We start from the raw sequence: 20,291 nt of genomic DNA, 5'->3' as shown, positions 1-20,291 counted from the left end.
AGCGATGAGAAAACTGGTGCACATTGCTTATGGCGTGCTGGCGCACCAGAAAGAATATGAACCACAACCCATGTGAGAGGGGTTGTGGTTCATTCAGAGAGACGGTATCTACCCGCGTACATTCGTAGGTCGTGTTAGGCGTAGCCGTAACCCGACATTTCTGCTGTGGTTTGATTTCAGACAGACATAAAAAAACCGGCGTTGGCCGGTTTTTTTATGTCGCTAATTAGCGCACGTCCGTTTAACGCACTTCCATGCCCGGTTTGGCGCCACTGTCCGGGCTGAGGATGTGAATGTCATCCCCGCCGGGGCCGGCGGCCAGTACCATGCCTTCGGAAACGCCGAACTTCATCTTGCGCGGTGCCAGGTTGGCTACCAGTACCACCAGTTTGCCTTCCAGTTCTTCCGGTGCGTAACGCGCTTTGATGCCGGCGAAGACGTTGCGCTCGCCCAGCTCGCCCACGTCCAGTGTCAGCTGCAGCAGCTTGTCGGCGCCTTCCACGTGAGCGGCCTTGGCCACACGGGCCACGCGCAGTTTTACCTTGAGAAAATCATCAATGCTGATGGTGTCGTCGTCTGCGTCCGCTTTTTTCGCGTCTGCTTTCTTGGGCTTGTCGGCAACCGGTGCGGGCGTGCTGTCTTTGGAATCCGCCAGCATGGCTTCGACCTGCGCCATGTCGATACGGTTGAGCAGGGGTTTGAACTTGGCGATTTCATGGCCCAGCAGCAACTGGTCCGCGTCTGCCCAGGTAAGCGGCTCCACCTGCATGAAGGCTTCAGCACGCTCGGCCAACGCCGGCAAAACCGGTTTCAGGTAGATCACCAGCAGGCGGAACACGTTGATGGCGGTGCTGCAGATGGCCAGCACTTCCTGCTCCTTGCCCTCTTCCTTGGCCAGACTCCAGGGCGCCTTGTCGGCGATGTAGCCGTTGGCGTGATCGGCCAGTGCCATGATTTCACGCATGGCCTTGCCGAATTCGCGTTTCTCGTAGAAATCGGCAATGCGTGGGCCCGCTTCCTGGACTTCGCGCACCAGCATCATGTTGTCCAGGTCGGTACTGAGCGTGCCGCCGAACTTCTTCACGAAGTTGCCGGTGCGGCTGGCGATATTGACCAACTTGCCGACCAGGTCGGAGTTCACTCGCTGGGCGAAGTCTTCCAGATTCAGGTCGAAATCATCTACCCGGCTGGAGAGTTTGGCGGCGAAGTAGTAGCGCAGGTACTCCGGGCTCAGGTGGTCCAGATAGGTGCGGGCCTTGATGAAGGTGCCGCGGGACTTGGACATTTTGGCGCCGTTCACGGTGACAAAGCCGTGGCTGTAGATGGCGGTGGGTTTGCGCAACCCGGCGCCGTCCAGCATGGCGGGCCAGAACAGGCCATGGAAGTTGATGATGTCCTTGCCGATGAAATGGTACAGCTCGGCGGTGGAGTCCTTGCCCCAGTAATCGTCGAAGCTCAGGCCTTCGCGATCACAATAGTTCTGGAAGCTGGCCATGTAGCCAATCGGGGCATCCAGCCACACGTAGAAATATTTGCCCGGGTAGCCGGGGATCTCAAAGCCGAAGTAGGGGGCTTCACGGGAGATATCCCAGGGCTGCAGGTCTTCGATCCATTCCTGCAGTTTGTTGGCTACTTGCTCCTGCAGGGCGCCGGAGCGGGTCCATTCGCGCAGCAGGGCTTCGAACTTGGGCAGGTCAAAGAACAGCTGGGTGGTTTCCTTTTCCACCGGGGTGGCACCGCTGACCGAAGAATAGGGATCGATCAACTCTGCCGGGGTATAGGTGGCGCCACAGACTTCGCAGTTGTCGCCGTACTGGTCTTCGCTCTTGCACTTGGGGCAGGTGCCCTTGACGAAGCGATCGGCCAGGAACATGCCTTTCTGTGGGTCGTACAGCTGGGTAATGGTCTTTTCCAGGATGTAACCGGCATCCTTGTTGCGCTGGAAAACCATTTCTGACAGCGCCCGGTTCTCGGGGCTGTGAGTGCTGTAGTAGTTGTCGAAATTCACCTGGAAGTCGGCAAAGTCCCGCTCGTGGTCCGCTTTCACCTGGGCAATCTGTTGCTCCGGGGTGATGCCGTTTTCCTCGGCCTTGAGCATGATGGCGGTGCCGTGGGCATCGTCAGCGCAGACATAGGTGCACTGCTGGCCACGGAGCTTCTGGAAGCGAACCCAGATGTCGGTCTGGATGTATTCCAGCAAATGGCCGAGATGAATGGGGCCATTGGCGTAGGGAAGGGCACTGGTGACCAGTATCTTGCGGGGAGTGTCACTCATGGGAACGGCATCGATTTCCAAAAAATGGGTGGCCTATGATACGGGGGCTGCCGGGGTTTTTCATCCTGTGTTCTTCGCTGTCTGCGGTGCCGGTTTTGTACGCGTGCTGACGGCCATACCGGGAACGGCACCGCTGGAGTGAACGGGCGTTGTGGCGGTGCGGCGATGTGCTAGGGTTTGCGGTTAGTTGTGAGGGGGTGGGCAATGTCGCTGAGAGTTCGTATTCGCTGGTTACTGGTGGTCTCTGCCGCTATTTGTGTGGCGCTGGCAACGGTGGCCCTGTACTGGGTAAACCTGTCGTTGGTGGATACCCTCGCGGAGCGCAATGCGGAACGTGAGCTGGGCAAGGTGGAAGCCGCTTTCCTGGACCAGTTGTCGGTGTTGCGGGTACGGGCGCAGGACTGGAGCCAGCAGCCCGAGCAGGCGCCGCTGAATCAGGGGGGCGTTGGCCACCTGGACCTGATGATGGCGCTGGATAACGATGCCATTCGTTGGGATAACGGGGAGCCGGGAGTGAATTCGCCGGTGTTCGAGACCTTGGCGCGGCGTTTCACTGAACAGGGCTGCATGCCGATTTGGGGGGTGGTGAAGGTAGAAGGCAGGCCTTTGCTGTTCAGTACTGCGGTGGAAAATGGCTGTCAGGCCTATCTGCTGGGGGTGTGGCTGGATAGTGGCTGGTTGAGTTACCTGTCCGAGCGGGTAGGGCATGCCTTGTACGTGCAGGAAGCCCAGAGTGACGGCCAGTTAATGCGGGGTCTGGGCGAGGTGGAAGGCGGGCAGTTACAGGGGCGTTTTCCCATTCCGGATTTCCTCGGGGGCACGCCGCTGGCGGTGATTGTCGAGATCCCCCATGACGGTTACCAGAGTATGCTCTATGCGGTTTTGTTGGTGGCGCTGATTATGGTGGTGCTGACCTCGATAACCGTGTTCGTCATCAATTGCCGTATTCAGCCCATGCTGTTTGGGCGTTTGCGGCTGGTGCATAACGCCGTGCGATCGATTGCCCGTGGTGGGGCGCTGGACCAGCGTGTACCGGTGCTCGGCCGCGATGAGATCGGTGCCCTAGCGGAAGACTTCAATGCCATGGTGGACAGTATTCACCATGCCCAGACCCAGCTCGCGCAAGCCAGGATGCAGGCAGAGGATGCCAGCCAGACCAAAAGCCAGTTTCTGGCCAATATCAGCCATGAAATCCGCACGCCAATGACGGCGATTCTCGGTTACACCGAGCTGTTGCGCGATGGCTCGCTGAGTGCCACAGACAAGCGGCGCTACCTGACCATCATCCAGCACAACGGCGATGCGCTACTGGCGCTGATTAATGATGTGCTGGATCTGTCACGGATCGAGGCAGGCCAACTGCACCCGGAACAACGGCTGTTTTCTGCCCGGGTGCTGCTTGATGAAATCATCGACAGCTTGCAGTTGCGGGCCACCGAGAAAGACATTGACCTGCGTATCCATTACCTGACGGACATGCCGCCAACGGTCAGTGGGGATGCGTTCCGCCTGCGCCAGATACTGGTCAATCTGATTGGTAATGCGGTGAAGTTTACCGAGCGCGGGCGGGTGCATGTGGGGGTTAACTGGGATGAAGAGGCGTCGCGTCTGAATGTGTCAGTGGAAGACACCGGGATTGGCATCAGTGAAGGCGAGCTGAGCCGCATCTTCCAGCCCTTCTCCCAGGCGGATGCATCGCATACACGCCGCTATACCGGTACCGGTCTGGGGTTGAGCATCGCGCGACAATTGGCCCGTGCCCAGGACGGTGACATCCAGGTCTTCAGTACCCTGAACCAGGGTAGCTGCTTTGTGCTGGATATTCCGCTGGTGCGTGCCTGTGACACGGTTTCACAAACCGCTGGCGACAGGCCGGATGCCCTGCCTGCGTCCCGGGAAGCGCTGGCTGCGCTGGAGGGGGTGCGGGCGTTGCTGGTGGAGGACAACGAAGTGAACCGTCTGTTTGTGCGCAAGGTGCTGGAGCAGGTGGGCATGCGGGTAACCGAAGCAGAGCACGGGCGAGAAGCCTGTGCGGTCTTTCATGACGCAGACGGCGCTTACGACCTGGTGGTACTGGATATGCAGATGCCGGTGATGGATGGCTATGAGACTGCGCAGGCCCTGCGCGATCGGGGGTTTGACGGGCCTCTGCTGGCTCTGACGGCCAACGTGCTGGCGGTGGATCGCCAGCGCTGCCTGGAAGCCGGTTGCAATGCCTTTTTGGGTAAACCGGTGCGGGTCAGGGAGTTGCTGGCGGTGTGCGCGCAGCTCCTTAACCCGTCAGAGGTTTCCGTTAGCCGCTAATGTTTCTGGAAACCTGGGGAACCTCTGGATAACTCCTTGCATGCTCAGCGTGACCTGGAGCGTACAGCTGTTGTGTCTTGTCTCGACGGTAAGGGTGGCTCCCTTTCCTAGAGACAGGGCGCAGCAGATGTGCGCTCCAGGCCGCGCCCTTCGGGTCTTCCAGGCTGACCCGCACTCGTTGTTGCGCTTTTTCGATGGATGGACATACACCTTCAAAAACGCGCCTAGATTGCGAGCCAGCCTGAAAGACTGAGCACGTAAGGAGTTATCCAGAGGTTCCCTGGCCACGCCTGAGTGCATCGTGGACCTGTTGTTGGGAGACCGGTTTGCTGAGGTAGTCATCCACACCGGCGTCGCGGGCTTTCTGCACATAGTCACCGGTAGCGTGGGCCGACAGGGCGATGATCCAGCAATGCGGTGGTGTCTCCTGGGCGGTTTCCAGGGCACGAATTTCCCGGGTGGCTTGGTAGCCATCCATCACCGGCATCTCACAGTCCATGAAAATGATATCCCAGTAATCCGGATGGTTGCGGACCTGCTCTACAGCCTGCGCTCCGTCGCTGACCAGCGTGGCATGGATACCTAACGATTTGAGGATGCTGTCGATCACCAGCTGGTTGACGGCATTGTCCTCCGCCACGATCACCTTGAGCATATTGGCGCGGTCCAGCCGGATCAGTGGTTCTTTCGTGGTGGATGGAGCACGCGATTCGTCGGGGCCGGTGAGCAGGCTGCGTTTCAGCGCCTGACAGGAAAAGGGCGTTTCTATCAGTAGCAGATCTTCCGGCAGGGTGTCGCTGAGCGGCTGCCCGGTGGGGTGCAACAGCACCAGTGCCGGGTTGTCGAAGTGAGCGCGCAGGCGTTCCACGTAGTGGGGATCTTCCAGCACAGGTAGTTCCGCGATGAGATAGTCCACGGCTTGGCTGGGGCTGGCGGGATCAAGCGCGGTAATGACGTCACGGTATTCCAGCGTCTTGGCGCCCCAACGGCTGAGAATCTGCGAGAGGCTTAGCAATTGCGGGGCAGTGCTGGAGATGATCGCGGCGGTCCGGTTTGCCAGCACCGGTTGTTTCTGAATTTTTTCCACTTCCACCGGCAGGGATAGCCAGAATGTGGCCCCGCGGCCCAGAGAGCTGGAGACGCCGATATCACCGCCGAGCAGCTCGATCAACCGCTTGCAGATCACCAGCCCAAGGCCGGCGCCGTTGTGTTTGCCCTTGGCAGACAGATCGCTGAACGCCTGGAACAGGGACGACTGCTGGCCTTCATCCAGGCCGATCCCGGTGTCGACCACTTCAATCATCAGCACGCACATGCCCTTGTTATTCACCGGTTGCTTCAGGTTCACGTGCAGGGCGACGTGGCCGCGGTCGGTGAATTTGAAGGCATTGCTGAGCAGGTTGGTAATGATTTGCTTGAGGCGAATCGGATCGGTTTTGATGCGTTCAGGTACCCGGCTGTCGATATGAATATACAGCGGCAGGGATTTTTCGCTGGAACGCAGGGCAAACAGCCGCACGCAATCATCGACGATGTTTTCCAGTGCAATAGGCTGGTAATCCAGCTCCAGTTTCCCGGACTCGATCTTCGAGTAATCGAGAATGTCGTTGATGACGGTCAGTAACGACTGGGTGGACTGATAAATGGTGCCTACATATTGCGCTTGTTGATGGGTCATGCTGGTGCGGCGCAGCAGGTCGGTCATGCCCATGATGCCGTTCATGGGCGTGCGAATTTCATGGCTCATGGTGGCGAGGAATTCGCTTTTGGCGTGGTTTCTGGCGCCGGCCTTGAAGGCTTCCATTTCCGCGATGGCACGGTCGCGCACGGAATCGGAATGGGCTTCCTTCAAGCGGTTGATGCGCCGGGCGAGAGCCAGGGAAAGCAGCACGACTTCCAGAAAGACGCCTATCTGTACCAGGTTTTCGGTCAGAGAATTGCGTGGAACAACGCCGTATTTATTCAGTGCCATGGCCGCTGCGCCGACAATAAAGCAGGACCAGGCAATGGTGAAAATGCGCGCATCCGGGTCGCCGGCGCGGGTGCGGATCAGGCCGACGAAGAAGATACTGAAATCCATCAGCAAAATGGCACTGACGGAAATCGGAATCAGGAAAGTGCGGCTGGTAAAAGGCGCCGCGAGAAAGAGTACGGTGCCAATGCCCACCAGCATTTGCAGCCACATGGCCAGGCGCGGTGCTTTTTCCCGTAGCGACAGAAAGTGCAGGGTAAAGAGTGGCGGAAGCAGCACAATCAGGGGCAGCAGGTAATGAATCATGTACTGGCTGATCAGGGTGGAATGCGGCCACAGATAACGGTGGGCATAGCCATGCAATACCGCCATGAACAGGGTGACCACGGCGGACCAGCACACATACAACAAATAGACTTTTTCGCGAATGGAAAAGAACAGCGACAGGTTATAGAGAATCATCACTAGCATGCCGCCGAAGAAAATTCCCTGCACCACGCTTTGTGTTTGCGTCGAGGCGTTGTAACTTTCCTGTGACAGTAATTCCAGCGGCAGCTGGATGCTGTGTGCAGAGGCGACCTTGAGGAAAATGTCGTTGTCGGTGCCTGTGGGTAAGGTCAGCGGGAACGCGGGCGTCGGGGCTGTGCCTGGGCGTACGGAAAAATCCCGGTCCATGCCTGCCTGAAAGTGGGCGACCAGCGTGCCGCCGGCATCGATCTGGTAGACATCCACTTCACCGAGCATGGCGTAGTCGATTTGCAGCTGCCAGTCAGGATGAAGTCGATTAAGATTGCGAACTGAGAAGCGGAACCAGCAATGATCGGTGGTAAAGCCTAAATTCGGCGTGCTGGCTCCGGATGGTTGCCAGGGCAGGTCGGTGCGCTGAAGAATGGCATTAATGCCGGGCGACTGATCCGCAGGCGTGCAGAAGGTGTACAGGCCCTGATAGGGGTGCATGTGTTCCTGCTGTTCGCCGATGATTTGGGTGTCCGGCCCTTTGGCTGAAGCCAGGGAAGACAGGCAAATCGAGAAAAAAGCGACGAACAAAAGCAGAGCGGCTTTCGAGTCCTTGAACAAAGTGTCTTTATCCTGAATAGACGGGGTGACATCACCTCTAATCAGTGATGCTAGCAGCGTGAGCCGGGGGGCTCAATGCAGGGGGAGAATAACAGATGACAGGGATAGTGAACCGCTTTGCGGTGGGGCCAATTACCGGTGAGTCAGGGAAAAGCCATGTGCGCCTTTTCGGGGCATTGCCGCAAGGGGAGCTGGGCGCGGGCAACAAGCTTATGTGGGGGCGGGTTCGCTGGCGCAAACAGGGGGGCGACAGCTGGTCTGAACCCCGTAAGTTTCGCCTTAATGGCAACTTCGATGGCTCCGGGGTGGTGGTGATCAACGGGCTTGAGCCTGGCACCCGCTACCAGTATCAGGCCGGTTGGGTGCGCAGCGAAGAGGATGGTGAGCCACTGGACTGGCACGCCATTGAGAGCGGCTGTTTTTCCACCGATCAGCCCACGGCTGATCAGACAACCTTCTTGTTTGGTTCCTGTTGTTACCGGTTTGTCGGGTTGGATGGGATTATCCAGGATGATCGCGCCGACAAGATTTTTGCGGAAATGTCGGTGCAGGCGGAGCAGCACAAACCGGATTTTGTCCTGTTTGGTGGTGATCAGGTCTATGCCGATTCCATGTACAGCATTGGCGCGGCGGCCACCCGTGACGATTTCGATTCCCTCTATCGGGCCAGTTTTTCCCAGAAGCACCTGGCCAAATTGTTAAGGGAAACCAACAGCTACATGATCCTGGATGATCATGAAATTGAGAATAACTGGCCGGCCAAGGCCGACGCCGAGTTATGGACGAACAAGTATCCGGCAGCGATCAAGGCATACCAGATTTACCAGGCATCTCATTCTCCGGCGGCCCCATTGAATGAGGCTGGCACCTATCTGGACCGTGACCCGGATAAGTTCTGGTACACCTTTTCCCGTGGTCCGGCGGATTTCTTTGTAATGGATGTGCGTACCGAGCGGGTGCTTAGCCGCTGGCCCTGGCAACGCAAGATGATCAGCGAGGTGCAGGAGCAGGCGTTCGTCGAATGGCTGGACCGTGACCCCGAGCGCGTCAAGGTGCTGGTGACTTCCGTGGTGATGTTTCCGGAACAGCGGCGCCCGTTTCGTGGCAAAGATGCCTGGGAAGGCTTTCGCCATCAGCGCCAGCGACTACTGGCTGCGATGGCAAAAAGTGCGAGCCAGAAACTGGTGGTGCTTAGCGGTGATGTGCATGCTTCCCTGTATGCCAGTTTGACCTTGAACGGTGGCAAAAAGGTACATAGCTGGACATGTTCCGGGCTGTTCTGGCCCACCGCCTTGTTTGCGTTCCGCTGGTATCGCCCGATGATTCGGGTGCCGGGGCTGCTCTATAGCGGCTGGGGGCGCCCGTTGGGGCAAGTCAGCGTGCCGGGTGAGGTCTTTAGCGACAATGCATTTTCGGTGGTGTCCTTCGATGACAGGGGCGCCCGATTTGCGTTGTTCGATCGCCGGAACCGGCCAGTGCCGGATGCAAGCCGAACCATCGAATGGTAAGCGGTCCGTGAGAGAGGGTGGCGGGTTTCTCATGCTGCCCATGGCGAAAAGCTTACATGAGTTGGCGCTTTTTTCGTCTTACCCCGGGTAGGCCGTTTCCCTAAAGTGGATCTTGCAAGGACGCGATGGAACACGGATGTTCGATTTCGGCCCGGTACAGCCTAGCCCGCCAACCCCAAATGGCGGGCTTTTCTTTTTCTGGGGTGTCCTCTTTCCTGTTTTCCCCTTTGATTGCCCATAACAGAACACCGATAATGTACTGCTTCACAGCAGGAGTCGGTCATGTCTGAGCAAGTAGAACAGCGGGAAATCCTCAAAGCCAAACTCAATCAGGAAACCGCCAAGGCTAGCTGGAAAGAGCTACAGCCGTTCTTTGCCCGTGGCCAGACGGTCTATGTGGCGCCGGAACTGGATTTGATTGAAGTCGCACTGGCGTTTTCAGACGATGAGGCCGCGCAAATTGCCCTGTGGCGGGACAAGGCCCAGGTCGACAAGGTTACCGATGAGCAGGCAGCGGCGTGGTTCGCGGCAGATAAAGGCTTGTGGACAGTGGTGCTACCGCCCTGGGTGCTGGTGCAGCCGGAGTCCGTGCAGTAACTCGATCTGTTGCCACAGACTCGTCGGCAATAGAGCGTTTGTCACGCGGTAACGCTGCCCAGTGGGTAACGCTCCTGGCATCTGGAATGCCGCCCCTTTCGATTCCTACTTTCTTGCTCGACCCTGACTCCGCCTCCCTCACTGCGGCTTATGCGGTGGGGGGCGAGTCCTGATGCCGTGTCCGGTACTCGCCGGGGGGCAGCCCCAGCCACCGTTTGAAAGCCTTGTTGAATGACGAGGGATCTTCATAACCCAGCTGCTGCGCGATCTCGGCAAAGCCTGCCTCGCTGTAGCGGACCAGTTGCTCGGCCAGTTCTGCGCGGACTTGATCGAGCAGATCCCGGAACCGGGTATGGTGTGCGTTCAGGCGCCGCTGAAGGTTGCGCACGCTCATGTTCAGGCTATTGGCCAAAGCCTGCTGGTCGTAATGGCCTTCCTCCAGTTGATGGCGCAGGCGTTCGCGAATCAGGTCAATCAGGTGGTGATCGCGCAGGGAATTCAGGGTCTTGTCGCAGTGGATCAGCGCTTGCTGAAAACGCTCGTCATCGTGATTGGGGTTGAGCGTATCGAGAATGTGGGCAGGGAACAGCACCTGATCGTGCTCGCGACTCGCGGTGACCGGGGCCTTCAATAAAGCACTGAACAGCTCGGTATGGGCAGTGTTCTCTCGCAGGTGAACGTGGACGTCTTCACTGGCCTGCACGCCCAGAGCCACGTCTGCCAGCCGCAAAAAACCACTCAGTACGGCATGGGTCTGCATGGTATGGAGTGGGGCGTCACCATTGGCAGCGCAGCGCACCGCAACATACTCGTCTTGCAGGTGAATGGTTACTTGCTGGGCTTCCGTGAGTAGCGGCCAGTACTGTTCCAGGACTTTCAGCGCCTGCCAGCCATCGCGGTAGTAGTGCAGGGCATCCCCCAGGGGGGCGATATCGGGGAGGAGAATTTGTTGGCCAATGCGAATGCCCATGGCCGGGTCACCAAGTTTCCTTTCCGCCTGCTCGAACAGCCGATGAATCGCGGACACGTCCAGACGCTCATCATTCTCGGTCAGTAGAGATGCCGGCAAACTGGCGTTGGTAAACAGTTCCAGCAGATCGAGCCCTTGGCGCTGCCAGTAACGCAGGTCACTGCGGAACATGGAGATGTGTTTGCTGAACATGGGTTGCCTCTAATCTTTTATTCTTATGTCGTTGTTTTGAAACGGCATTGGTTTTTGGCGACACACTCCCTGTTTGGCTGGCGTCTGGCGCCATATGTTGCTCTTCCTCTCCCTCGTAAGGTAGCCACTTCGTACGATAGTACATCGCTCTGTGCGTAATAACGCACCATTTTGCGATATATGTGGCGCGAAAACCCTCAAAACGGTGACTTACGTCACGCTTTTGTCCTGATGTTAGGGAGAGAGATAATAATGAATGCAACTAAGAACAAGTTCGTAGATGTGCCGGCGGCTCGCCTGCTAGCGCCGCTGGCCCTGGCCGTATCACTGGCCGCCTGTGGCGGTGGTGGCAGCAGTAGTGGTGGTGGTGGTGCTAATGGTGGTGGTGAGAACCCGGTGGGCTATCAGTTCCCGCAGGACATGCCAGCCGATGTACCGCAGCAGGAAATCGCCTGTGGTGGTGACGACGCCATCATGTTGGATGCGAATAACATTACTGACAGCGCCAAGATTGCTTTCCTTGATGCTCAGGACGGGGATGTGATCGCGTTCCCGGAAGGGCGCTTTGACCTGAACGATACGCTGACCCTGGATGGTGAACTGGGTGGCGCACGCATTGCAGACATTACAATTTGTGGCCAGGGCATGGACAAGACCATCCTGGATTTCAGCAATTCCGTAGGTGATGACGGTCTGTTTATCACCAACATCAATGATGTGGAAGTCTACGGCCTGGCCGTAGTGGAAGCGGCCAACAATGCCATCAAGTTCCAGCATGCTGATGGTGTGCGTATCAACTACACCGCGACGGTATGGCAGGGTGAGCCGGACAAGGGCAACGGCGCTTACGGCCTGTACCCGGTAGAAAGCAGCAATGTGCTGGTGGAAAACAGCTACGTACGCGGTTCTGCGGATGCCGGTGTCTATGTGGGGCAGTCACAGAACATTGTTGTGCGCAACAACGTGGCCGAATACAACGTGGCGGGGATCGAAATCGAGAACTCCACCGGTGCGGACATGTACAACAATATCGCCCGCTTCAATACCGGTGGTTTGCTGGTATTCGATCTGCCCATCGGTAATGGCACCTATGGTTCTGGTGTGCGGGTCTTCGGTAACACCGTGACTGAAAACAACACCAAGAACTTTGCCAATAGCAGCAGCAACCCGGGTGGCGTTCATATCGTGCCGCCGGGCACAGGTGTCATCGTTCTGTCCACTGACGATGTGGAAATTTTCGATAACGAGATTGCCGATCACGATACCCTGGCAGTGGCAGTGACCAGCTTCTTTATCGCCGATGAAAACGCGGCGGGTCCCGATTATCAGTCCATCATCGCCGACGGTTGGCTGCCAGTTGTGCGCAATATTCATGTGCACGATAACGCCATCACCAATGCCGGTTCCGCACCGAATGGGGCGTTGATTCAGGACATGATTACGCTGTTCACACTGACTCCGGAACTGCAGTGGCCGGGCATTCTGTATGACGGTCTAGGCGAGCAGCTGGCTAACAGCAGCGCTTTGCTGCCAGTGGCTGACGCTTATGAAGAGGGCGAGAAGGTTTGTTTCCAGAACAACGGCGACACCCTGATCGGCTATCCCTACGACCCGGCCACCGCTGCCACCATGTCCGGCCCGACGCTGAGCCCGGCAGTGGGTGCAGATCTGCTGGATTGCAGCCAGCCGGCGTTGCCTGCGGCCACCTTGACCTTCAAGGGTGAGCAGTTTGGTTGTGGCGTGGATGACACCACCAGCGAGCACTGCAAGCCGGCCCCTGTTCTCTAACGTTTGTTTATCTTTTCTACCTGTCTGATTTCGGGGCGGCCTGTCGCCGCCCCGAAGCAGGAGTCATGACATGAAAACATTAATGCAGATTTCTCTGCTTTCTACCGCCGCAATACTGACCGCCTGTGGCGGCGGTGGCGGTAGTAGCGGCGGTGGAGGTGCTGGTACTGGTGGCGGCGATCCGGTGGCCAGGAACTGCCAGATCAGTGACAGCGCGGACGTAAACTGGGACGCACTGGAAAATGACAACCTGGAAAAGCTCTCGGACTACAACCTCTTTACCAGCAGCTGTGATCCCACCCGGGATGCCCACGGTGGCATAGCCTATGACTTGAATACGCCTTTGTTCTCTGACTACACCAGCAAATACCGGTTTGTGTTTGTGCCGGATGGACAGAGTGCCACCTACAATGAAGACACTGTTTTCGACTTCCCGGTGGGCACCGTTATTACCAAGACTTTCGCCCTGCCGGCGGATACCGCTTACCGCGGTTATGATCCGCAGACGAGCACGGAAACGTTGCTGGAAACCCGCCTGCTGATTCATCGTGCTGGCGGCTGGACCGCGCTACCTTATGTGTGGAACGCAGACGGCACCGAGGCGACCTACCGGGTTCAGGGGGCACAGTTGCCCGCGACACTGGTGCACAACGGTGCCCAGGAATCCTTCACCTATTCCGTGCCCGACAAGGCGCAGTGCAAGCAGTGCCACAGCCATGATACCGGCGATACCAATGTGTTTATTCCCATCGGTCCCAAGGCCCGTCATCTCAATGGTGATATGGACTATGGCAGTGGCCCGGAAAACCAGCTGAGTCACTGGAGCGACGTGGGTATTCTCAGCGGCCTTCCGGCTCTGGATCAGGTGGACAAGGTGCCGAGCTACCACGATGCTGATGCGGGCTTGATCAGTGGTTACAGCGATGAACAACTGATGGCGGCGGCAAAAGGCTACCTGGATGTGAACTGTGCCCATTGCCACGGCGTGGGAGGCACTGCGGCCTACACCGGTTTGCAGCTGGAGTTCTGGCGCGACTATGACACCGAGAAAGAAAAGCACGGTGTCTGCAAGGGCCCCATCGCCTATGACCAGGGTGAAATGACCTACGACGTGGTGCCGGGTAACGCAGACGAATCGATCCTGCATTTCCGCATGGATACCACCAACCCGCAGGACAGCATGCCGCGCCTTGGCCGTGCGCTGATCCATGAGGAAGGTGTTGCCCTGGTGAAGGCCTGGATCAACAGCCTGCCTGACGCGTCCTGTTCCTCCAAGTGAGGGTGATGCAGTGATAGCAAGAACCGGTCTGTACAGCGTCTTGTTATTGCTGCTGACGGCTTGTGGTGGCAGTGGTGGCGGTAGTGATACGACCGCCACCGCACCAGAGCCCGAGCCGGATATCACCGACCCGCGCTGTCTTGCCGACAGCGACGGGCCGAACTGGCAAGCGCTGGCGGAAGTGAATTGCCCGCGCCTGTCCCAGTATCAGCTGTTTTCTGATGGCCGTGATCCTCGTGTGGGCCCCACTGGGCCGGGGCTAGCATTTGCCCCGGCCAGTGGCCTTTTTAGTGATCACGCAACCAAGTATCGATTTATTTTTCTGCCCGAAGGGAGCACGGCACAATACCGTGACACTTTTGGGCTGGTATTCCCGGTGGGCACCGTGATGGTGAAAACCTTCGCCTTGCCGGTCAGCGCTGCCGGGGGCGATGACCGTCTGATGGAAACCCGCCTGTTGATCCACCGGGCCTCCGGCTGGGTGGGGTTGCCGTATCAGTGGCAAGCGGATGGCCAGGATGCCACGCTGGCACGGACCGGCAAGGTGATCGACACCTATGTCATGGTCGACGGTGTGCAGCAGGATTTCCGCTACCAGATCCCCGATGTGCTGGCTTGCCGCAAGTGCCACCAAGGCCGCACTGACAATGAAGTGATGACCCCGCTGGGCACAACGGCTCGTCAGCTGAATCATGATTTTCCCTACGCCGGTGGAGCCAAAAATCAGCTGGTTTACTGGCAGGAAAACGGCATGCTGGCTGATGCGCCTGCCCCGGCAAGCTGGCCCCGCGCCGTGGATTGGCATGACACCAGCGAACCGCTGGACCTGCGCGTACGCTCCTATCTGGATACCAACTGCAGCCATTGCCACAGTGACGTGGGCAGCGGTGCGCTGTCGGGCCTGCGGCTGGAAATGTGGCGAGACCCTACCGATTACATCTATGGCATCTGCAACCGGGCGCAGGGGTATTACGGGGGGCCGTTGGGCCTCACCTACGATATCGTGCCCGGCAATGCGGCTGACTCGGTGTTGCCGTTCCGGCTGGGTGCTCAGCGCCATACCGATAATGCCAAGGATATGATGCCACCGCTGGGTCGCAGCCTCGCAGACCACGATGCGGTCGCACTGGTGCGCCAGTGGATTGATGCGATGCCCGCGAAAGCGTGCGCCACATTGGATTAAGGAACCTCTGAATAACTCCTTGCGTCTTTCTGCGCTGGCTCCTCTTGTTTACCCCGCAACGCGCGATAACGTTTTTCGTGCTGTCATCCTGCTGTCCTGATGGAATGGTTTGATTACTTGAAACAGCAGGCTGGTATTGGCCGCGGCCACCGGTATAGAGTGAGCGAAAGGGCCTGCAGGGCGCGCCCGGCCGGCCTGGTGAGGGTCCGGAGAACGTGACCTCTCACGTGATCCGGTTTTACGTAACGAGGTTGCGTAGTAATGCGTAGTTCCAAGGACGCCGGAGGTTTCGATGCAGGATGACATCGCTCAACGCCAGGCGCTGTTGCAGGCCCAGCTGGAAGGGCAGGTCACTGCCCACATCGGTGCTGACCACCAGTCTCTGTTTCGCAGCTTTCTCGCTGCCTATTATGAAATGAGCAGTCTGGCCGCGTTGACGGCCCGGCCTCCGGAACAACTCTTCCATATCGCCCAGCAGCACTGGCTGATGGCGCACCAGCGCCACCCCGGCGAAACCCTGATTCACCTGAAGCCTCCCTGTCGCCCCGGCGGCCTTGCCGCGTTGCGCACCGTTACCGATGACGTCCCCTTTCTGGTGGATTCGGTGGCCATGGCCGTGCGTGATGCCGGCACCGCCATCGACTGGACCGTGCACCCGGTCATTCAGGTGCGACGCGATGCCCATGGGCATCTGACCCAGGTGACGGGGGTGGGTGATGGCGAGCAGCCGGCGGAGTCCATGATCTACGTGGAATTCGAACCGCTGGCAGACGACGAGGATTATGCCCGCCTGCAGGGCATTCTCGAGCGCGTGCTGGGTGATCTGCGCGTGGTGGTGGACGACTTCGAGCCCATGCTCGACAACCTGGAAGCGACCCGCAGCAACCTGTCGGCCAGTTACCCGGAGCGGGATCAGCAGGAGTTACAGGAAGCCACCGGCTTTATCGAATGGTTGTCCGAAGACCACTTTACCTTTCTGGGATATGCCCGTTCCGAAGCGAAAGCGGTGGACGGTGGCATGCAACTGCATCTGGTGGACGAGGCCGGTCTTGGTCTGGCGCGACCCGGCAGCCCTTACGCCAACGCGGATGAATTTATTGCGCCCCATGACGAAATGGCCAAATACATCCGCCATGGTCGTCTGGTAGTCGTAACCAAAGCCAATGTGCGCTCGCCGATTCATCATCCGCACTATATGGATGTGGTATCCGTGAAGCGCCTGGCCGCTGATGGATCGGTGGAAGGCACCGACCGCTATATCGGGCTGTTTTCCCTGGATGCTTACATCAATCGTCCCCGGGACATTCCACTGATTCGCCGCAAGGTGAATTACGTGCTAGACCGTTCCCGGTTGCCGGAACGCTCGCATTCCGGCAAGCACCTGCGCGATATCATTTACCAGCTTCCCCGCGATGAGTTGTTCCAGTGTCGAGAGGAAGAGTTGTACGACATCTGCATGGGCATTCGCGCCCTGCGTGATCGTCATCATCTGCGGATATTCATGCGCCGGGACCGCTATGGGCGTTTTTATTCGTGCATGATTTACCTGAGCCGCGAGCGCTACTCCCGGGAATTACGCGACAAGGTCACCGCCGAGCTGATGACGTTGTGCAACGGTCGCTCCGTGGAGCGCACCGTGGATTTCCTCCGCGAAGGGCTGGCCCGGATTCACTGCATTGTACGTATTCCCCAAGGCACACAGCTGGCCATGACCGACAGCCAGGTGGAGCAACGGCTGATTGAAATTACCCGCTCCTGGTCGGACCAGTTACGGGAAGTGTTGCGCGAAAGTGGCTACCAGGATGAGCAGGGCGACAAGGTGGGCAGCCGGGCCGATGACGGGGCTGCCCTGGCCCTGCGTTACGGTGACGCCTTTCCCCTCGGTTACCGGGAAGCACACAGTGCCGTGGAAGCCGCCGCCGACCTGCAATACCTGACGCAGTTGTCTGCCGCCCAACCAGTGCTGCCCTGCCTGGCCATTACCGATGCAGACGGTGCGGCGTGCCCGACCAGCCTGCGACTTTATAGCCTGAATAATCCCATCGGTTTGTCCGATGTGCTGCCGGCACTGGAAAATTTTGGTTTGCGGGTAGCGCGCCAGAACCCGACCCGGGTGACGCCCCGTGATGGCGAACCTCGCTGGATTCAGGTCTTCGACGTGCAGGTCCATGGTGAGTGTTCCCTGGGGCCGGCCCAGCAGAAGCGTTACTTCGAAGATGCCTTCCTGCAATGCTGGAATGGCCATACGGAAAATGACGGCCTGAATCGACTGGTGTTGCTGGCGGGCCTGAATGCCCGTCAGGTGGTGTGCCTGCGTACCCTGACCAAATACCTGATTCAAACCGGGTTGCCGTATTCGCAGAACTACATGGAAGAGTTGCTGGCGGAACATGCGCGCATTGCCCGCTTGCTGGTGCAGCTTTTCGAAACCCGCTTTGACCCGCAGTTGACTGACAGCCGTCGTGATAATGAAGGATTGAAACTGGCACAGAACCTGGATCATGAACTCGATGGCGTGGCGTCCCTGGATGCGGATCGTGTGCTGCGGGCGTTCCTGAGTGTGGTGCGCGCGGGGCTGCGTACCAATTTCTATCAGCAGGACGCGGGCGGCCATGACAAAGCCTATGTCAGCCTGAAGCTCGATCCGAAGAAGGTGTCGGAGTTGCCGCCGCCGTTGCCCATGTACGAAACCTTTGTGTATTCACCCACCATGGAAGGCATTCACTTGCGTGGTGGGCCGGTGGCCCGTGGCGGCCTGCGCTGGTCCGACCGGCGTGAGGATTTCCGCACCGAGGTGCTGGGCCTGGTCAAGGCGCAAATGGTCAAGAACGCCATTATTGTGCCGGTGGGGGCCAAGGGCGGTTTTGTGGTGAAAGGCGGCACACCGGGAGATCGGGAGGCGTGGCAGCAGCAGGGTATTGCCTGCTACAAGGAGTTCATCCGTGGCCTGCTGGACCTCACTGATAATCGCGAAGGCGACGCGATTGTGGCGCCGGAACAGGTGGTGCGCCACGACGGCGATGACCCCTATCTGGTAGTGGCGGCGGACAAGGGCACCGCGACCTTCTCGGATATTGCCAACGGCCTGGCAGATGAATACGGCTTCTGGCTGGGCGATGCGTTTGCCTCTGGAGGCAGTGCCGGTTACGACCACAAGCAAATGGGCATTACCGCACGGGGTGCCTGGGAAAGCGTGAAGCGTCACTTCCGGGAACAGGACAAGGATATCCAGACGCAGCCGTTTACTGTGGTGGGGATCGGCGACATGGGCGGCGATGTGTTTGGCAACGGCATGCTGTTGTCGGACCAGATTCAATTAGTCGCGGCCTTCAATCACCTGCACATCTTTATCGACCCAAACCCGGACCCGGCGGCCACCTTTGCCGAGCGCCAGCGCCTGTTCACGACCAGGGGCGCCACCTGGGATGATTTCGACCGCGAGGCCATGTCCGAGGGCGGCGGTGTCTGGTCGCGCAGCGCCAAGAGTATCGAACTCAGTGAGCCGGCCTGCCAGGCGCTGGGTATCAGTGAACGGACGCTGACCCCGGCAGAATTGATCATGGCGATTCTCAAGGCGCCGGTGGAACTGCTCTGGAACGGTGGTATCGGCACCTATGTGAAAGGCAGTAACGAGAGTCATAGCCAGGTGGGGGACAGGGCCAATGATGCCATTCGTGTGAACGGCAAGGAACTGCGCTGCCAGGTAGTGGGTGAGGGCGGCAATCTGGGGCTCACGCAACTGGGGCGTATTGAATTTGCGCTCAATGGCGGGCGGATCAATACCGACGCCATTGATAACTCCGGCGGCGTGCACAGCTCTGACCGGGAAGTGAATATCAAGATTCCGCTTAACCAGCGTTTGCGTGACGGGCGGCTGGATCGCGATACCCGCGACCCCTTGCTGGTGCGCATGACCGACGATGTGGCCGATGCGGTGCTGCACGACAACTACGTGCAGAGCCTGGCTCTAAGCCTGCTGGAATACAACGCGGCGTCGCGGCTGGATGAGCACGCCAACCACCTGCGTACGCTGGAGCGTCAGGCCATGCTGGTGCGCACGGTGGAGTACCTGCCGGATGATGAATCACTCAGCGAACGTCGCACCCGCGGCAAAGGGCTGACCCGCCCGGAACTGTCGGTGTTGTTGTCCTATACCAAAAATGCGCTGTTCGATGCCTTGCTGGCGTCGGATGTCCCCGATGATGCGTTCTTTGACAAGGACGTGCTGCATTACTTTCCGCAGGAACTGGTGGAGTCCTTCGGCGATGATCTGCTTAACCATGGCCTGCGCCGGGAGTTGATCGCCACGGTGCTGGCCAACGCGGTGGTCAACCGGATGGGGTTCGCCTTTGTGCATCGGTATGCGGATGAGCATGGTTTGTCCTTGCACCGTTTGGTGAAGGCCTACGCCATGGCCCATGCGGTGTTCGATGGCGACCTGTATTGGGCGCCGGTGGATGGCCTGGACGGGCGTGTGGACAGCCAGGTGCAGCTACGGCTTTATGGCCGCGTCATCGGGCTGATGAAGCACGTGACCACCTGGCTGATTCATTACAAATGGGGGCGGCGTCCGGTGGCAGAAGCGGTGGCTCGCTACCGCAAGGCCATTGCCGAGCTGGAAGGCATGCTGCCTGAGGCACTGCCGGGCAGTTATCGGCAGGAATGGGATCAGGCCGTGGAGGGCATGAAAGACGATGGCGTGCCCGAGAAAGAGGCGAAGCTGTTAGCCAATACCATGGTGCTGGGGTGCGCCCCGGATATTGTCGAGCTTGCCTCGCTGGCCCAGGTGCCGCTGAAACTGGCGGCGGAAGTGTACTTTCTGGTGGGCGATAAGCTGCAGATTCTGTGGCTGCTGTCGTCGATTCTGGATCTGTCTGTGCAAGATCGCTGGCAAGCGCTGGCCCGTGCCAACCTGCGCGAAGATTCCTACCGCCTGCACCGCCAAGTGGCCGCCAAGGTGCTGGAGTATGAGGGTGACAACGCCGCCGCGCGCTTTGCCGCCTGGGAAGAAAAATCCCGCCGCAAGGTGGCCTTTGGTATCCACCGTTTGCAGACCCTGCAGGCGGATGGCCCCCACGACTTCATGACACTGGCGGTGGGGGTGCGGGAGCTGCGTAAACTGCGAAGCCTGTAACTCGCAGAAGTC

The 20,291-nt window shown here is 58.7% G+C and carries 11 protein-coding genes; 8 read left to right on the top strand and 3 right to left on the bottom strand.

Going from position 1 to position 20,291, the window contains the following annotated elements:
• Nucleotides 1-241: 241 nt before the first annotated feature.
• Nucleotides 242-2,275, bottom strand: a complete 2,034-nt coding sequence (gene metG / locus F1529_RS14390) for a methionine--tRNA ligase (RefSeq protein WP_155135659.1) — start codon at nt 2,273-2,275, stop codon at nt 242-244.
• On the opposite strand from metG, the gene F1529_RS14385 reads away from it, so the two are divergent.
• A complete protein-coding gene (locus F1529_RS14385; RefSeq protein ID WP_155135656.1) occupies nt 2,274-2,417 on the top strand; it encodes a hypothetical protein in 144 nt (47 codons plus the stop codon). The genes metG and F1529_RS14385 overlap by 2 nt on opposite strands.
• A gap of 62 nt (nt 2,418-2,479) precedes the next feature.
• Nucleotides 2,480-4,579: an ATP-binding protein gene (locus F1529_RS14380; RefSeq protein ID WP_155135653.1), complete on the top strand. Its 2,100-nt coding sequence runs from the start codon at nt 2,480-2,482 to the stop codon at nt 4,577-4,579.
• Between the two features lie 265 nt (nt 4,580-4,844).
• Here F1529_RS14380 and F1529_RS14375 read toward each other — a convergent pair whose 3' ends face one another.
• Nucleotides 4,845-7,628 carry a hybrid sensor histidine kinase/response regulator gene (locus tag F1529_RS14375; protein ID WP_155135650.1) on the bottom strand — a complete coding sequence of 928 codons (2,784 nt, stop codon included), beginning with the start codon at nt 7,626-7,628 and terminating at the stop codon, nt 4,845-4,847.
• Nucleotides 7,629-7,723: 95 nt separating this feature from the next.
• On the opposite strand from F1529_RS14375, the gene F1529_RS14370 reads away from it, so the two are divergent.
• A complete protein-coding gene (locus F1529_RS14370; RefSeq protein WP_155135647.1) occupies nt 7,724-9,136 on the top strand; it encodes an alkaline phosphatase D family protein in 1,413 nt (470 codons plus the stop codon).
• 282 nt (nt 9,137-9,418) lie between these two features.
• Complete coding sequence (locus tag F1529_RS14365; RefSeq protein WP_007148927.1) at nt 9,419-9,733, top strand: DUF2288 domain-containing protein; 315 nt, start codon at nt 9,419-9,421, stop codon at nt 9,731-9,733.
• Between the two features lie 148 nt (nt 9,734-9,881).
• Here the strand turns inward: F1529_RS14365 and F1529_RS14360 are convergent, their stop codons facing one another.
• Complete coding sequence (locus F1529_RS14360; RefSeq protein WP_007148738.1) at nt 9,882-10,895, bottom strand: AraC family transcriptional regulator; 1,014 nt, start codon at nt 10,893-10,895, stop codon at nt 9,882-9,884.
• A 252-nt stretch (nt 10,896-11,147) separates the two neighbouring features.
• Here F1529_RS14360 and F1529_RS14355 point away from each other — a divergent pair, with 252 nt between their 5' ends.
• The 4 genes from F1529_RS14355 (at nt 11,148) to F1529_RS14340 (ending at nt 20,279) form a co-directional block, all read left to right on the top strand.
• Nucleotides 11,148-12,683, top strand: a complete 1,536-nt coding sequence (locus F1529_RS14355) for a parallel beta-helix domain-containing protein (protein WP_196220412.1) — start codon at nt 11,148-11,150, stop codon at nt 12,681-12,683.
• A gap of 70 nt (nt 12,684-12,753) precedes the next feature.
• Nucleotides 12,754-13,962, top strand: coding sequence for an SO2930 family diheme c-type cytochrome (locus F1529_RS14350; RefSeq protein ID WP_155135641.1), 1,209 nt, complete (start codon nt 12,754-12,756; stop codon nt 13,960-13,962).
• A gap of 10 nt (nt 13,963-13,972) precedes the next feature.
• A complete protein-coding gene (locus tag F1529_RS14345; RefSeq protein ID WP_196220411.1) occupies nt 13,973-15,145 on the top strand; it encodes an SO2930 family diheme c-type cytochrome in 1,173 nt (390 codons plus the stop codon).
• 292 nt (nt 15,146-15,437) lie between these two features.
• Entirely contained in the window at nt 15,438-20,279 is a 4,842-nt protein-coding gene (locus F1529_RS14340) for an NAD-glutamate dehydrogenase (RefSeq protein ID WP_155135635.1), read from the top strand.
• Nucleotides 20,280-20,291 lie beyond the last annotated feature (12 nt).

Source organism: Alcanivorax sp. VBW004 (assembly GCF_009718865.1).
Classification (GTDB): Bacteria; Pseudomonadota; Gammaproteobacteria; order Pseudomonadales; family Alcanivoracaceae; genus Alcanivorax.
Note: the sequence above shows the minus strand (reverse complement) of the source record. Positions and strands in the feature narration are given on the sequence as shown.

Bases quoted from the DNA above. Each gene is read 5' to 3' on its own strand.
- F1529_RS14385 (WP_155135656.1), top strand. From the start codon at position 2,274: ATGGGAACGGCATCGATTTCCAAAAAATGGGTGGCCTATGATACGGGG.
- metG (WP_155135659.1), bottom strand. From the start codon at position 2,275: ATGAGTGACACTCCCCGCAAGATACTGGTCACCAGTGCCCTTCCCTAC.
- F1529_RS14380 (WP_155135653.1), top strand. From the start codon at position 2,480: ATGTCGCTGAGAGTTCGTATTCGCTGGTTACTGGTGGTCTCTGCCGCT.
- F1529_RS14370 (WP_155135647.1), top strand. From the start codon at position 7,724: ATGACAGGGATAGTGAACCGCTTTGCGGTGGGGCCAATTACCGGTGAG.
- F1529_RS14365 (WP_007148927.1), top strand. From the start codon at position 9,419: ATGTCTGAGCAAGTAGAACAGCGGGAAATCCTCAAAGCCAAACTCAAT.
- F1529_RS14360 (WP_007148738.1), bottom strand. From the start codon at position 10,895: ATGTTCAGCAAACACATCTCCATGTTCCGCAGTGACCTGCGTTACTGG.
- F1529_RS14355 (WP_196220412.1), top strand. From the start codon at position 11,148: ATGAATGCAACTAAGAACAAGTTCGTAGATGTGCCGGCGGCTCGCCTG.
- F1529_RS14350 (WP_155135641.1), top strand. From the start codon at position 12,754: ATGAAAACATTAATGCAGATTTCTCTGCTTTCTACCGCCGCAATACTG.
- F1529_RS14340 (WP_155135635.1), top strand. From the start codon at position 15,438: ATGCAGGATGACATCGCTCAACGCCAGGCGCTGTTGCAGGCCCAGCTG.